13 protein-coding genes are annotated in these 13,910 nt (G+C 74.0%); 5 read left to right on the forward strand and 8 right to left on the reverse strand.

The features are described from left to right. Window positions 1-65 precede the first annotated feature (65 nt). Window positions 66-1,376 carry a pitrilysin family protein gene (locus tag KPL57_RS41035; RefSeq protein ID WP_226356683.1) on the forward strand — a complete coding sequence of 437 codons (1,311 nt, stop codon included), beginning with the start codon at window positions 66-68 and terminating at the stop codon, window positions 1,374-1,376. A gap of 107 nt (window positions 1,377-1,483) precedes the next feature. On the opposite strand, the gene KPL57_RS41040 is transcribed toward KPL57_RS41035, so the two are convergent. From KPL57_RS41040 to KPL57_RS41055, 4 genes are read right to left on the reverse strand one after another with little or no spacing between them, the layout of a single operon-like run. Continuing rightward, window positions 1,484-3,172: an ABC transporter family substrate-binding protein gene (locus tag KPL57_RS41040; RefSeq protein ID WP_226355815.1), complete on the reverse strand. Its 1,689-nt coding sequence runs from the start codon at window positions 3,170-3,172 to the stop codon at window positions 1,484-1,486. A 44-nt stretch (window positions 3,173-3,216) separates the two neighbouring features. Then, entirely contained in the window at window positions 3,217-5,289 is a 2,073-nt protein-coding gene (locus KPL57_RS41045; protein ID WP_226355816.1) for an ABC transporter ATP-binding protein, read from the reverse strand. After that, a complete protein-coding gene (locus KPL57_RS41050; RefSeq protein WP_226355817.1) occupies window positions 5,286-6,242 on the reverse strand; it encodes an ABC transporter permease in 957 nt (318 codons plus the stop codon). The genes KPL57_RS41045 and KPL57_RS41050 overlap by 4 nt, the downstream gene beginning before the upstream one ends. 1 nt (window position 6,243) lies before the next feature. Further along, window positions 6,244-7,227 (reverse strand): ABC transporter permease, encoded by a 984-nt coding sequence (locus KPL57_RS41055; protein ID WP_100880023.1) that lies wholly within the window; start codon window positions 7,225-7,227, stop codon window positions 6,244-6,246. A gap of 232 nt (window positions 7,228-7,459) precedes the next feature. On the opposite strand from KPL57_RS41055, the gene KPL57_RS41060 reads away from it, so the two are divergent. Together KPL57_RS41060 and dapB are read left to right on the forward strand one after the other, a co-directional pair. Continuing rightward, a complete protein-coding gene (locus KPL57_RS41060) occupies window positions 7,460-7,939 on the forward strand; it encodes a DUF456 domain-containing protein (protein WP_226355818.1) in 480 nt (159 codons plus the stop codon). Between the two features lie 145 nt (window positions 7,940-8,084). Beyond that, complete coding sequence (gene dapB / locus KPL57_RS41065; protein ID WP_073578118.1) at window positions 8,085-8,834, forward strand: 4-hydroxy-tetrahydrodipicolinate reductase; 750 nt, start codon at window positions 8,085-8,087, stop codon at window positions 8,832-8,834. A gap of 3 nt (window positions 8,835-8,837) precedes the next feature. Here dapB and KPL57_RS41070 read toward each other — a convergent pair whose 3' ends face one another. Further along, window positions 8,838-9,368, reverse strand: a complete 531-nt coding sequence (locus KPL57_RS41070; protein WP_226355819.1) for a GNAT family N-acetyltransferase — start codon at window positions 9,366-9,368, stop codon at window positions 8,838-8,840. A gap of 64 nt (window positions 9,369-9,432) precedes the next feature. Here KPL57_RS41070 and KPL57_RS41075 point away from each other — a divergent pair, with 64 nt between their 5' ends. After that, window positions 9,433-10,680, forward strand: coding sequence for a winged helix-turn-helix domain-containing protein (locus tag KPL57_RS41075; protein ID WP_226355820.1), 1,248 nt, complete (start codon window positions 9,433-9,435; stop codon window positions 10,678-10,680). A gap of 4 nt (window positions 10,681-10,684) precedes the next feature. On the opposite strand, the gene KPL57_RS41080 is transcribed toward KPL57_RS41075, so the two are convergent. The 3 genes from KPL57_RS41080 to KPL57_RS41090 all read right to left on the reverse strand — a co-directional run bounded on the left by KPL57_RS41080 (window position 10,685) and on the right by KPL57_RS41090 (window position 12,978). Then, entirely contained in the window at window positions 10,685-11,128 is a 444-nt protein-coding gene (locus KPL57_RS41080; RefSeq protein ID WP_226355821.1) for a nitroreductase family deazaflavin-dependent oxidoreductase, read from the reverse strand. Between the two features lie 66 nt (window positions 11,129-11,194). Beyond that, on the reverse strand, window positions 11,195-12,409 hold the full coding sequence (locus tag KPL57_RS41085) for a DUF4097 family beta strand repeat-containing protein (RefSeq protein ID WP_226355822.1): 1,215 nt from the start codon (window positions 12,407-12,409) through the stop codon (window positions 11,195-11,197). Further along, entirely contained in the window at window positions 12,406-12,978 is a 573-nt protein-coding gene (locus KPL57_RS41090) for a toxin-antitoxin system HicB family antitoxin (RefSeq protein ID WP_226355823.1), read from the reverse strand. Before KPL57_RS41090 ends, KPL57_RS41085 begins: the two co-directional genes overlap by 4 nt. A gap of 151 nt (window positions 12,979-13,129) precedes the next feature. Between KPL57_RS41090 and thyX the strand changes: the two genes are divergently transcribed. Next, window positions 13,130-13,894 (forward strand): FAD-dependent thymidylate synthase, encoded by a 765-nt coding sequence (gene thyX / locus KPL57_RS41095; protein ID WP_062401161.1) that lies wholly within the window; start codon window positions 13,130-13,132, stop codon window positions 13,892-13,894. The last annotated feature ends 16 nt before the right edge of the window (window positions 13,895-13,910 follow it).

Below are 13,910 nucleotides of genomic sequence, written 5' to 3' on the forward strand. Positions count from 1 at the left end.
AGAACGACCACGCGACGGCGGCCCGGGACTCCTCCCGGGCCGCCGCCCGCGTGTCCCCGCCGCCCGTGGCCACCGCCGACGACACCACCGACACGGTCCGCCGCAGCGACCTGCCCGGCGGGGTCCGGCTCGTCACCGAGACGGTGCCGGGCGTCCGCTCGGTCGCGCTGGGCATCTGGATCGGGATCGGCTCGGTCGACGAGACGCCCGAGCAGGCGGGGGCCGCGCACTTCCTGGAACACCTGCTCTTCAAGGGCACCCGGCGGCGCACCGCGGCGGGCATCGCCGAGGAGATGGACGCCGTCGGCGGTGAGCTGAACGCGTTCACCGCCAAGGAGCACACCTGCTACTACGCCCACGTCCTCGACACCGACGTGGCGCTGGCGGTGGACGTGCTGGCCGACGTCGTCACCGACGCCGAGCTGGCGCACACCGACGTCGAGCTGGAACGGGGCGTCGTGCTCGAGGAGATCTCGATGCGCGACGACGACCCGGAGGACCTGCTCGGCGACCTGTTCGACGAGACCCTGTTCGGCGACCACCCGCTCGGGCGCCCGGTGATCGGCTCCGAGGACTCGATCCGGGCGATGAGCCGCGACACCCTGCACAGCTTCTGGCGCGGGGAGTACACGGCGCCGCGGATGGTCGTGGCTGCGGCCGGGAACCTGGAGCACGACCACGTCGCGGAGCTCGTCGCCGCCGCGCTGGACCGGGCGACGCAGGGACACCGCGGCGCCCGCCCGGTGCCGCCGCGGACGGCGACCGGGGCCCGCCCCGTGCGCACCGGCGCCCTCGGCCTGCTCGACGACGACTCCGAGCAGGCCCACATGATGCTCGGCGTGCCCACCGCGGGCCGCGCCGGACGCGGGCTGCCAGTGCTGGCGGTGCTGAACTCCGCCCTCGGCGGGGGACTGTCGTCGCGGCTGTTCCAGCAGGTCCGCGAGCAGCGCGGGCTGGCCTACCAGGTCTACTCCTCGACCGTCCGCTACGCCGACGCCGGCGCGCTGTCGGTGTACGCCGGGTGCGCCCCGGAGCGGCTGGGCGAGGTCGTCGCCGTGGTGCGGGACGTGCTCGCCGAGGTCGCGGCCGACGGCCTGACCGAGGCCGAGGTCGTCCGCGCCCGGGGCGCCCTGCGCGGGGGACTGGTGCTGGGCTGCGAGGACACCGCGTCGCGGATGAACCGGCTCGGCCGCGCCGAGCTGGACCACGGGCGGCAGCGGTCGCTGGCCGACAGCCTGGCCCGCATCGACGCGGTCACCCCGGGCGAGGTCGCGGCGCTGGCGGCGGACCTGCTGGCCCAGCCGCTGACGGCGGCGGTCGTGGGGCCCTACGCGGAGCTCGACGACCTGCCGGCCGCGCTGCGCGACCTGGCCTGAGGCGAGACGCTCCGGGCCCCGGGGCGCACCGGCCTCGGGCCGTCGAGACGGACGGAGCCCCGGACCCGTACGGGTCCGGGGCTCCGCGCCTGTCCGGGGGCGGCCGGTCAGGAACCGTTCTGCCAGCCGAGGGTCTCGGGCAGCGGCGGGAACGCGTACAGCGCCGAACCCCAGTTCGCGAGACCGGGCTTGGTCGCCCAGATGCTCGGGCCGGAGTAGACCGGCAGCACGCCGTAGGTGGCGAGCGCCTTCTTCTCCGCCACGTTGGCGGCGGCGTACTGCTCGTCGGCGGTGGGCAGGGTGTTGACCTTACGGAGCTCGGCGTCGAGCTCCTTGCTGCCGGTCCCGGAGCGGTTCAGCTGCGAGTCCGAGCAGTACTGCTGGCAGATGTAGGCCACGCCGTACGGGTCGGTGGACTTGAACCCGAGGAAGACCATGTCGAACTCCTTGTTCGCCAGGATCTTGGAGAAGTCGGTCGCCGGGACGACGCGGACCTGCATGTCGATGCCGACGTTCTTCAGCATCGCCACCAGCGCGCCCGAGGTGGCCCGCTTGGTCGGGGTGTCACCGGTCTGGACGTAGGAGAAGGTCAGCTTCTGCCCGCCCTTGGCGCGGATCCCGTCCGGACCTGCGGCCCAGCCCGCCGAGTCCAGGTCCCGCTTCACGGCCTCCGGATCGAAGGTCACGGCGTTCGCGAGGTTGTCCTCGTAGCCCTTCTGGTAGGGCTGCAGCGTCAGCGATCCGCTCGGGGTCTCGGTGTAGTCCAGACCCTGGAAGGTGATCTTCGCGATCTGCTGGCGGTCGACCGAGTCGAAGATCGCCTTGCGGACCACGGGGTCCTTCAGGACCGGGGTGGTGCTGTTCAGCATCAGCAGGTAGTTCGCCGGGGTGCCGGAGATGCGGATGTCGGCGTCCGGCACGGACCGGGCCTGGGCGAGAAAGTCCGCGGTCTCGGCCTCGGTGGCATCGAGCTGGCCGTTGCGGAAGGCGTTGATCTTCGCCTGCTGCTCCATCTGCACCAGGGTGATGCGGTCCAGCTTGCCCTTCTTGCCCCACCACTTCGGGTTGCGCTCGAAGCTGATGGTGGCGTTCTGCTTGTCGTAGTCCGCCACGGTGTACGGGCCGGCGCCCCACTCGGGGTGTGGGTTGTTCAGGTAGCCCTTGTTGAAGGCGTCCGGAGTGGCGGCCTTCGGGTGCACGAGATAGTTGAACAGGCTCGGCCACCACGGGTTCGGGCCGGTGAACGCGACGACGGCCTGCCTGTCGTCCGCGCCGCGGGTGACCGAGGCGATCCGGTCGTAGCCGTCGGTCGAGCTCGGGATGAACGCGGTGTCCTTCCCGTTGTTCGCCTTCCAGGTGGACTCGAACGCCCGCCAGTCGATCGGCGTGCCGTCGTTGAACACGGCCTTGGGGTTGATCGTGTAGGTGACGGTGGTCTTCCCGCCGTTGTCGACCGGCTCGGCCTTCGTCACGTAGTCCGGGTTGACCACCGGATCACCGGTCGGGGTGAAGGAGATGACCACGGGGTTGTAGAAGGTCCAGGACAACCGGGTGTCGGTGGTGGAGTCGCCCTGGAAGTAGTTGAACTGCGGGTTCAGGTCGGACCGGAACGGCAGGGTGACCTGCCCGCCGTCCTTGACGTTCTCGTACGGCTGGGCGTTGTACGACGGCGTCGTGGACAGCGACTCGCCGGTCTGCGCGGGCCCGCCGGAGCCACCCCCGCCACAGCCCGCCAGCACCAGGGCCAGCGCCGCGACGGCGGCGGTCATCGCCCCGCGTCGGATCGGTCTGCGCATGTCTCTCCTTCGTTCGGTTCCCCGGTGTCGGGGTGGGAGGTGGTTCAGCGGAAGTGGCAGGCGTTGCGGTGGTCGGAGTCGGCGTCGCTGGCGCCGTCCTTCACCGTCAGCGCGGGGGTCTCACCGGCGCAGCGGGACCGCTCGTGCTCGGACAGCGTCCGGGCCAGCGGGCAGCGGCCCAGGAACGCGCAGCCCGGCGCGTCGTCGGTCGGGCTGGGCAGGTCCCCGGAGAGCACCACCCGCTGCCGGGTGCGCTCCACCTGCGGGTCCGGCACCGGGATCGCCGACAGCAGCGCCTGCGTGTAGGGGTGCTGCGGGTTGCCGAACACGTCGGCGACCGCGCCGGACTCCACGATCCGGCCCAGGTACATGACCGCGACCCGGTCCGCGACGTGCCGCACCACCGACAGGTCGTGCGCGACGAACAGGTAGCTCAGCCCCAGCTCGCGCTGCAACGCGGTGAGCAGGTTCAGCACCCCCGCCTGCACCGAGACGTCGAGGGCGGACACCGGCTCGTCGAGCACCAGCAGCGACGGCTTCGTCGCCAGCGCGCGGGCGATCCCGATGCGCTGGCGCTGCCCGCCGGAGAACGCCGCCGGGAACCGGTCCACGTGCTCCGGGTCCAGACCGACCAGCGCCATGAGCTCGTCGACCCGGGTGGCGATCCGGCCCCGGTCGGTCCAGCCGGCCGCCCGCAGCGGCTCGGTGAGGATGTCGCCGACCGTCATGCGCGGGTCGAGCGCCCCCATCGGGTCCTGGAAGACGATCTGGATCTCCCGGCGCAGCGCCGCGACGTCGGCGCGGCCGCGCAGCGTCGCGACGTCGGTGCCCGCGACCTCGATCGTCCCGCCCTCCGGCGGGAGCAGGTTCATGATCTCCAGCAGCGTGGTCGTCTTGCCGCAGCCGGACTCGCCGACCAGACCGAGGGTCTCGCCGCGGCGGATGTCGAGGTCGACGTCGGCGACGGCGTGCACCGTCCCGACCCGGCGCCGCACCAGGGACCCCTTCATCAGCGGGAACGTCCTGCGCAGGTGGCTCACCGACAGCACGGCGGGACGGTCCTCGCGGTCGCCGGCACGGTCGTCGCCGAGGGGAAGGTCGGGGACGGCGAACACCGGCTCGCCACCGATCGCGCCGTCGACGATCTCGCCGGTCCGCACGCAGGCGGCGGCGTGGCCGTCGCGGCCCGGGACCGGCACCAGCGGGGGCTCCGCGGTGCGGCAGGCGTCGACGGCGACCGGGCAGCGCGGCGCGAACGGGCAGCCCGGCGGCAGGTCGGTCGGTGCGGGCGGGTTGCCGGGCACCGGGACCAGCGGGCGTCGCTCGACGCTGTCGACGCGGGGGACCGCGCCCAGCAGGCCGATCGTGTACGGCATCCGCGGTGCGGCGAACAGCTCGTCCACCGGGGCGGTCTCGACCGGGCGCCCGGCGTACATGACGAGCACGTCGTCGGCGACGCCCGCGACCACACCCAGATCGTGGGTGATCATGACGACGGCCGCGCCGGTCTCGTCGCGCGCCACCTTCAGCACGTCGAGGATCTGCGCCTGCACGGTGACGTCCAGGGCGGTCGTCGGCTCGTCGGCGATGATCACGGTCGGGTCGTTCGCGATCGCCATCGCGATCATGACGCGCTGGCGCATGCCGCCGGAGAACTCGTGCGGGAAGGCGCGCACGCGTCGCCGGGGGTCGGGGATGCCGACCAGGTCGAGCAGCTCGACCGCACGCTCGCGGGCCTTCGCCCGGCCGATGTCGCGGTGGATCTGCATCGCCTCGACGAGCTGGTCGCCGACGGTGAAGATCGGGGTGAGCGAGGACAGCGGGTCCTGGAAGATCATCCCGATGTCGTCGCCGCGGATCCCGGACATCGCCTCGTCGGAGAGCCCGACCAGCTCGCGGCCGGACAGGGTGATCGAGCCCGTCACCGACGCCGTCTCGGGCAGCAGCCCCATCACGGCCAGCGAGGTCACCGACTTGCCGGACCCGGACTCGCCGACGATGCCGAGCGTGCGCCCGGGCAGCAGGTCGAAGCCGACACCGCGGACGGCCTCCACCCGGCCGGCCTCGGAGGGGAACGCGACGGTCAGGTCGCGCACGGACAGCACGGGGGTGCTCATGCCCTGCCTCCCGCACGGGACGTCGGGTCGAGGGCGTCGCGCAGGCCGTCGCCGACGAACGCGAGCGACGCCGTCAGCAGCACCAGCAGCACCGACGGCACGATGAAGATCCACGGCGCGGTCGCCATCGAGGAGCCGCCGTCGGCGAGCATGGTGCCCAGCGAGACGTCGGGGATCTGCACGCCGAACCCGATGAACGACAGCGCCGTCTCGCTCTGCACGGTGCCCGCCACGTTCAGGGTGAAGGTGACGATGAGCAGCGAGCCGATGTTCGGGATGAGGTGGCGGAACACGATCCCCGGCCCGGACACGCCCATGAAGCGGGCGGCCGAGACGTACTCGCGCTCGCGCAGCGTCGTCGCGACCGTCCAGACCACGCGGGCGGTGGTCATCCAGCCCAGCAGGGTCAGCGCGACGATCAGGATCCGGTAGTCGCCCGACCCCCACTGCGAGGCCAGCGCCAGGATCAGGAACGACGGCACCACCATCAGGAAGTGGACGACGGTGAGCAGGGCGCGCTCGCCGCGCCGCGCCCACGTCCGCCCGCCGCCCAGGTAGGCCGCGCCCGCCCCGACCACCGCGGCGATCAGGGTGGTCAGCAGCGAGACCGTGACGGCGATGGTCAGCGACCGCTGCAGGCCGTGCACGGCCTGGGCGTAGACGTCGTTGCCGCCGGCGGTGGTGCCCAGCGGGTGGTCCAGCGACGGCGCCGCGGTCAGCGCCGCGAAGTCGACGTCGGTGTGGCCGTAGGGGGAGAGGAACCCGCCGACCAGGGAGAACAGCACCAGCAGTCCGAAGACGACCAGGCCGGCCATCGCGGGCCGGTTGCGCCGGTAGCGGCGCCAGACCAGTGCGGCGCGGGCGCCCCGGCGACGGCGGGGCGCGGTGACCCCGGGGCCGCCGTCGGCGCCGTCGCCGACCGTGGGGGCGAGCTCGGGCATGTTCAGGCTCATGTCAGCCCACCCGCACCCTCGGGTCGAGGGCGACGACCGCGACGTCGGCGAGCATGGCGCCGACCGCCGTCGTCACCGCGCCGAACGCCGCCGTCGCGACGACGCCGTGGATGTCGTTGGTCGAGATGGTGCGGATGAAGTAGTCGCCCATGCCCTGCCAGGCGAAGGTCTTCTCGGTGATCACCGCGCCGGTGAACAGCGCCGGGATCGCGAACGCCACCTGGGTGGCGACCGGGATCATCGAGCTGCGCAGCCCGTGGCGGCGGATGGCCTGCCTGCGGGTCAGTCCCTTGGCCCGGGCGGTCCGCACGTAGTCGGAGTTGACCACGTCGAGCAGCATCGAGCGCTGCAGCAGGTGGTAGCCCGCGTAGGAGATGATCAGCAGCGAGATCGTCGGCAGCACCAGGTGCTGGGCCCGGTCGAGGAGCAGCGGCCAGAACCCGGTGACCCCGGGCGACTCGGACCCCGCGACGTAGAACAGGGTCCCGCCGACACCCTGGTTGATCGCGATGGCGACGAACACGACCGCCAGCGCCGCGACCGCCGACGGGATGTTCAGGGTGAACACCGAGGTCAGCTGGGCGGCGCGGTCACCGAGCCGGTACTGGCGCTGGGCCGAGTAGACCCCGAGCGCCACCCCGATCACGATCGACAGCAGCAGCGAGAAGAACACCAGCTGCCCGGACACCACGACGCGGAACGCCACCTGCGCGTTCACCGGGTCGCCGATCGGGCTGGTGCCCCAGTCCCAGCGGGTCACGATCCCGGTGACCCAGATCCACCACCGCTCCAGGACCGGGACGTTCGAGTCCAGGTTGTACTGGCCCAGCGAACGGGCGATCTCCGCGTCGGTGCGCGGCGGCCGCAGCTGCAGGTAGTTGACCCGGGGGTCGAGGAACGAGTTCGCGAGGAAGTAGACCAGGTTGGTCGCGACGACGATCATCGCGAGCCACCCGGCGCCCCTGCGCAGGAGGTACCGGAGCACGCTGCTCTTCTCTGTTCGTCCGCGGTGCGGTGGTGGTGACCGGCACGCGCGGGTGGTGGGACGACCGCAGGTGAGCGGGTGTCACTGTTTCGGGTGACATCGAGGCTGGCACGCCAGTACCAGAAATCGGTAGACCCGGCTCACAGCGTTTACCCATTCGTGATGATGACAGCCGGCCGTCACCGCGGGTTCGTCCGCTCGACGCGTGTGACCTGCTGGCAGGCTGGGCGCCATGACCGCCCTCGCCGTCGTCGCCGGCCTGATGATGCTCGTCGGCCTGGCCGGGATCGTGCTGCCGGTGCTGCCCGGGCCGCTGCTGATCGTCGGTGGGGTGGCGGTCTGGGCGGTCCCGCGCGGCGACGCGGCCGGCTGGTGGGTGCTCGGCATCGCGGTGCTCGTCACCGTCGCCGGTCAGGTCGCGAAGTACCTGCTCCCCGGGCGCCGGCTCAAGGCCGCCGGGGTCCCGACCCGCACCCTGTCCGCGGGGCTCGTGCTGGGGGTCGTCGGCTTCTTCGTCGTGCCCGTCGTCGGGCTGTTCCTCGGGTTCGTGCTCGGGGTGTGGCTGGCCGAGCTGGCCCGCCTGCCCGACGCCGCCACCGCCTGGCGCTCGGCACGAGAGGCACTGACCGCCGTCGGCTGGAGCATCCTCATCGAGCTCGCGGCCGGGCTGGTGACGGTCGCGGTGTGGATCGGCGGCCTGGTCGTCGGCTGAGCCCCGGCCGGCGGTGCCCCGTGATCACGGATCGGGAACCCTCCGCGTCGCCGTGCGACCGGTCCGGTGCCGGATCCGTGATCACGGCGGGCCGCTGCATAGACTCCCCGGCGGTCCACGACGTCGAGGTGCGCGAGGTGTACGGGTGAGCGGGACGATCAAGGTGGCGGTCCTCGGGGCGAAGGGCCGGATGGGCTCCGAGGTGTGCCGGGCGGTCGAGGCCGCCGGGGACACCGAGCTGGTCGCCGCGCTGGACGCGGGCGACGACCTGTCCGCCCTCGACGGCGCCGACGTCGCCGTGGACTTCACCCACCCCGGCGCCGCGATCACCAACATCCGCGAGTGCCTGGCGCGCGGGGTCGCACCCGTCGTCGGGACCAGCGGCTTCGACGCCGCCCGATTCGACGAGGTCCGCGCGATCCTCGACGAGCGCGGCTCCGGCAGCGTGCTCGTCGCCCCGAACTTCGGGGTCGGCGCCGTGCTGATGATGCACTTCGCGGCGCAGGCCGCCCGCTTCTTCGACTCCGCCGAGGTCGTCGAGCTGCACCACGCCGGCAAGGTCGACGCGCCGTCCGGCACCGCCGCGCGGACCGCGTCGGTGATCGGCGCGGCACGACGCGAGGCCGGGCTCGGCGAGGTCCCCGACGCCACCACCGACGACCCGCACGGCGCCCGCGGCGCGGTCGTCGAGGGTGTCCACGTGCACGCGGTCCGGATGCCCGGGCTGATCGCGCACCAGGAGGTCATCCTCGGCACCGACGGCGAGGTGCTCACGCTGCGCCACGACTCGATGAACCGGACCAGCTTCATGCCGGGCGTGCTGCTCGCGGTGCGCGCCGTGCGCGACCGCCCGGGCCTGACGATCGGCCTGGAGCCGCTGCTCGGGCTCGGCTGAGCCTCAGTCGACCAGGTGCAGGTCCAGCGTCCCGGCGTGGCGGACCTCGCGCAGCGTCGACGTGCCGGTGTCCAGCGTGCGCACCGCGCCGTCGGGCGCCCAGCCGGCGCGGCTGTAGAAGTTCCGTGAGGCGGTGTCGGCCTCGGCCACCCAGGTGCGCCCGGAGTCCGAGCCGGACTCCCGCAGCGCGGCCGCGGCGGCGGCGAGCAGCCGTCCGCCGTGCCCGCGCCTGCCCCAGCGCGGCTCCACGAGCAGCGTGCTGACCTCGGCGATCGCCATGCCGTCGGCCCCGGCGTAGCGGGCGGCGGCGGCGAACCCGACGGTCTCGTCCCCCTCGACGGCGACGAACAGGTGGAAGCCGTCCCCGGCGTGCACGGCGTCGCTCCAGTGCGAGCGCGCGGCGTCCGAGGTGAGCCCGGCGAACGCCTCCTCGGGCAGCAGCCCGGCGTAGGCGGTGCGCCAGGTGCGGTCCTGGATCGCCATGATGGCGCCGACGTCGTCGTCGGTGGCGGGGCGGACGGTCGCGGTGGCCATGGGACATGCCTACCGTGCGACCCGGTCGCCCGTTCCTGTCGGGGGTGGATGGCACGATCCCGGCGTGCGCACGATCTCAGCCGACGTCGCCCGTCGGACGTTCCTCGCGGCCCAGGGCTTCACCGACCCACGGCCGTCCGGGCCGGTCACCCGTCGCCATCTCGGACGGGTGCTGGACCGGGTGAAGCTGCTGCAGCTCGACTCGGTCAACATCGCGGTGCGCGCGCACTACATGCCGCTGTTCAGCAGGCTCGGTGCCTATCCCGCCGCCCTCCTCGACGACGCCGCCTGGTCGCCCGACGCGCGCAGCCCGCGGCTGCTGGTGGAGACCTGGGCGCACGAGGCGAGCCTCGTCCCGGTCACCGACCGGCCGCTGCTGTCCCACGAGACGCTGCCGCGGCGGTGGTGGAAGCACTACGGGCCGCTGCTGGAGAAGCACCCGCAGCTGGCCGGGGACATCCTCGACGTCGTCGCGGAGGCGGGGCCGATGGGCGCCGGGGCGATCGAGAAGGCGCTGGCCCCGGCCGGCCGGGCCGGTGAGGTGCGCCCGCGCCCGCCCGGCGCGACCTGGTGGGAGCGCTCGGAGGTCAAGCGGGTCTGCGAGTACCTGTTCGCGACGGGGGAGCTGTCGGTCGGCACCCGCGTGCACTTCGAACGCCGCTACGACCTGCCCTCGCGGGTCCTGCCGCCGGAGATCCTGGCGCTGCCCGAGCCGGACCCGGCGGACGCCGCGCGCGAGCTCGTGGCCAAGTCCGCGTCCGCGCTGGGGATCGGCACCGAGACCGACCTGCGCGACTACTACCGGCTCGGCCCGGAACGCACCCGCACCGCGATCGCCGAGCTGGTCGACGCGGGTGCCCTGGAGCCGGTGAGCGTGCGCGGCTGGGACCGGCCCGCCTACCGGGACCCGGCGGCCCGGGTGCCGCGCGCGGTGACCGGGCGGGCGCTGCTGTGCCCGTTCGACCCGCTGGTGTGGGAGCGGGACCGGACCGAGCGGATCTTCGGGTTCCGCTACCGCATCGAGATCTACGTGCCGGAGCCGAAGCGGGAGTACGGCTACTACGTCTTCCCGTTCCTGCTCGACGGCGAGCTCGTCGGCCGGGTCGACCTCAAGGCCGACCGGGAGGCCGGGGTGCTGCGGGTGCCCGGCGCGTTCGCCGAGCCCGGGGCGGGCGCCCCGCGCCCGCGGATCGCGGCCGAGCTGGCCGGGGAGCTCGCGACGATGGCGGGCTGGCTCGGGCTCGACGGCGTCGCCGTGGGGGAGCGGGGCGACCTGGCCGCCGAGCTCCGGGCCGAGGTCGCCGCCGGCTGAGCGCTCAGGCGGGGTCGAGGCGGAACACGGCGATCGTGTCCAGGTGCTCGGCGACCTGCTCCTCGGTGGCGTCGGCCGGCACCGGGAACGCCGACAGCGCCCACGGCACGTCGAGCGCCCGGAGATAGCCGACGACGGCGGCCGCGGCCTCGGCGCGCCCGGGCTCGACCGCGCGGTGCGGCTCGTCACCCGTGGCGGAGCGGATCGCGCACTCCGGCGTCGCCCGCAGGTTGCGCACCCAGTCCCGCCCACCGGTGGGGGAGACCAGGTAGCCGGCGCCACCGTGCCCGACGACGCCGATCGGGGTGTCGCGCGGCTCCCCGCTGCGCCGCCCGCGGGTACGCAGCACGCGCAGGGCGTAGCCGCCGTCGGGGACGGGGGTGGCGGGCATCTGCAGCACCCGGGCGGTCATGGAGGCGTTCGTCGCGGCGATCTCGGTGCGGTCCACGGCACCGAGCCTACGCCGGTACCTCGCTCGCCGATCATCTCGACGAACGAGGTACCGGTCGCGGGGTCAGACCGCGGCGGCGGAGGCCCGGGTCACCAGCACGTCGCCGCTGCCGGTGCGCCCGGACAGCCGCACCGCCGGTGCCGTGGACGGGGTGTCGTGGCGGACGTCGAGCTCGGAGCGGGCGCGGCCCGACCCGGTCGACAGGTCCAGCTCCGCGGCCACACCGGAGTGCACCCCGACCCGGACCGACCCCGACCCGGTGCCGAGCCGGACGTCACCGGAGACCGCGTCGGCGACGACGACGTCCCCCGACCCCGAGCGCACCTCCAGGTCCGCGGTGAGCTCACCGACGCGGACGTCGCCGCTGCCGGTCCGGATGCGCGACGCGCCGCCGAGCGACCCGGCCTCGACGCCGCCGGAGCCCGCGCGCAGGTGCGCCCGGCCCGAGCACGTGCCCAGGTCGATCGACCCCGACCCGGTGGTGACATCGGCGTCGCCGTGCACCTGGGCCACCCGGGCCGCGCCGGACCCGGTCCGCACCGCGGCCCAGGACGCCCGGCCGGTCAGCTCGACCGAGGCCGCGCCGGTCCGCACCGCGGGCCGCGACCCGGCGGGGGCGGAGACCGTCACCACGAGCGGCACCGCGCCGAGGGCCGGGTCCTCCGGACCGAGGACCACCAGGCGTCGCGACGAGGCCGACCACTCGATGGTGACGGCGTCGACGGCGTCCGCCGACGGGTCGCCGGTGGCCTCCCAGGGGGCGCCGACGATCGGGTCGAACCCGCGGCCGGACCAGCCCGCCCCGGCGCGGGGCACGCCGGAGCCGCCGGTCATCGAGCTGCCGATCCAGTCGAGCAGCCCGCCGAGGCCGCCGGACCACGGCGCGGCGCTGCGGTCGGCGGTGACCTCCGCGCGGACCTCGTCGGCCCCGTCGACCAGGTCGATCCGGACCCGGCCGGCACCGGTCGTCACCTCGATCTCGGCGGCGCCGGCGCAGTCGAACCGCTCGCTGCGGGAGGGGGTGCTGCCGGGGCCGGTGCTGCCGGTGTCGCCGGTCGACGCGTGGCCGGTGTCACCGCTGTCGCCGCCACTCGCGCCTGTGGAGCCGCCACTCGCGCCGGTGGAGCCGCCACCTGCGCCGGTGGAGCTGTCACCCGCCCCGGTGGAGTTGTCGCCCGCGCCGGTGGGGCCGCTGCCGGGGCGGGTGGGGGCGTCGCCGCCGTGCGTGGCGTCACCGCTGCCGTCGTCCGGCCCGGGGCCCGTCCGCTCGTCGCTCATCCCTGCACCCATCCCCTCAGGTTGCGCCCGTCGCGGTGCGGGCGGCCGGTGCGTCCCTCCGCGCCGGCCAGTGCCCCCTGCACCGCCTGGGACACCCAAGTGTTGAGCGAGACGCCCTGGGACTGGGCGGCGCGCTCGGCCTGGGCCTTGATCTGCTCGACGATGCGCAGGGTGACCCGGCTGATGTCCCCGGCGTCACCGGAGAACGGCGAACCACCCGAGGCCGGGCCACCGGAGGTGCCGGCGCCGAAGGGGAAGCCGCCGAACGGCGACGTCCCCTCGCTCGCCGGGGCCGGGTCCGGGGTGGGGGAGTGTCCGGGCTCCGGGTCGCCCCCGGACACCGACACGCGCACCTCCCGGCCGTGCAGGCGGACCTCGACCGAGCGGTCGCCGAGTGCGGCGGTCGCCTCCGAGGCCAGGTCGGACAGTGCGTTCATGATCGCGAGCCGGGCGGCGGGCTCGATCGCGGAGCCGAGCAGGGCCGCCGTGCGACGGGTCTGCTCGTCGCCCGCGGCCGCTGCGGCGGCGAGGTCGTCGCGCAGCTGCGCGACATACGGCGTGAGGTCCATGACACCACTATGGCGTCACTCCTGACATCACGCCACCCGTTCGTGGCGTCGGTTGCGACGTCGCAGCGCACCGGGGGTGCCGTGGCCGCCACAGTGGGTGCGGGCGCGGGGCCCGGCGGGTGCCGGGGACGCCGGTCGTTACCCTCGCGGCATGCCGGAGACCGCGCCGAAGACCGTCCCGCTGACCGTGCAGCTCGTCGCGAAGACCGAGTTCACCCCGCCCGCGGACGTCCCGTGGTCCACCGACGCCGACGGCGGCCAGGCGCTGGCCGAGTTCGCCGGCCGCGCCTGCTACCAGTCGTGGACCAAGCCGAACCCGCGCACCGCGACCAACGCCGGCTACATCGCCCACATCCTCGAGGTGGGGCACCTCTCGGTCCTCGAGCACGGCTCGGTCAGCTTCTACCTGACCGGCATCTCGCGCTCGCTGACCCACGAGCTGATCCGGCACCGCCACTTCTCCTACTCCCAGCTCTCGCAGCGCTACGTGCCCGAGCGTGACGCCGCGATGGTCGAGCCCGACGTCATCGCCCAGGACCCGGAGCTGCACGAGCTGTTCCTGCAGGCCTCGGCCGACGCGCTCGCCTCCTACGAGAAGCTTCTCGAGGGGCTGGAGGCGCGCTTCGCCGACGTGCCGAACGGGACGCTGCGCCGCAAGCAGGCCCGCCAGGCCGCGCGGTCGGTGCTGCCGAACGCCACCGAGACCAAGATCGTCGTCACCGGGAACTACCGGGCGTGGCGGCACTTCATCGCGATGCGCGCCTCCGAGGCCGCCGACGTCGAGATCCGCAACCTCGCCGTCGAGTGCCTGCGCCAGCTGCAGGTCGAGGTGCCGAACGTGTTCGCGGACTTCCAGATCCAGACCCTCGCCGACGGCACCGAGATCGCCTCCAGCCCGCTGGTGGCCGAGGGCTGAACCCCCGGTCGGGCCG

This window comes from Pseudonocardia sp. ICBG601 (assembly GCF_020496245.1).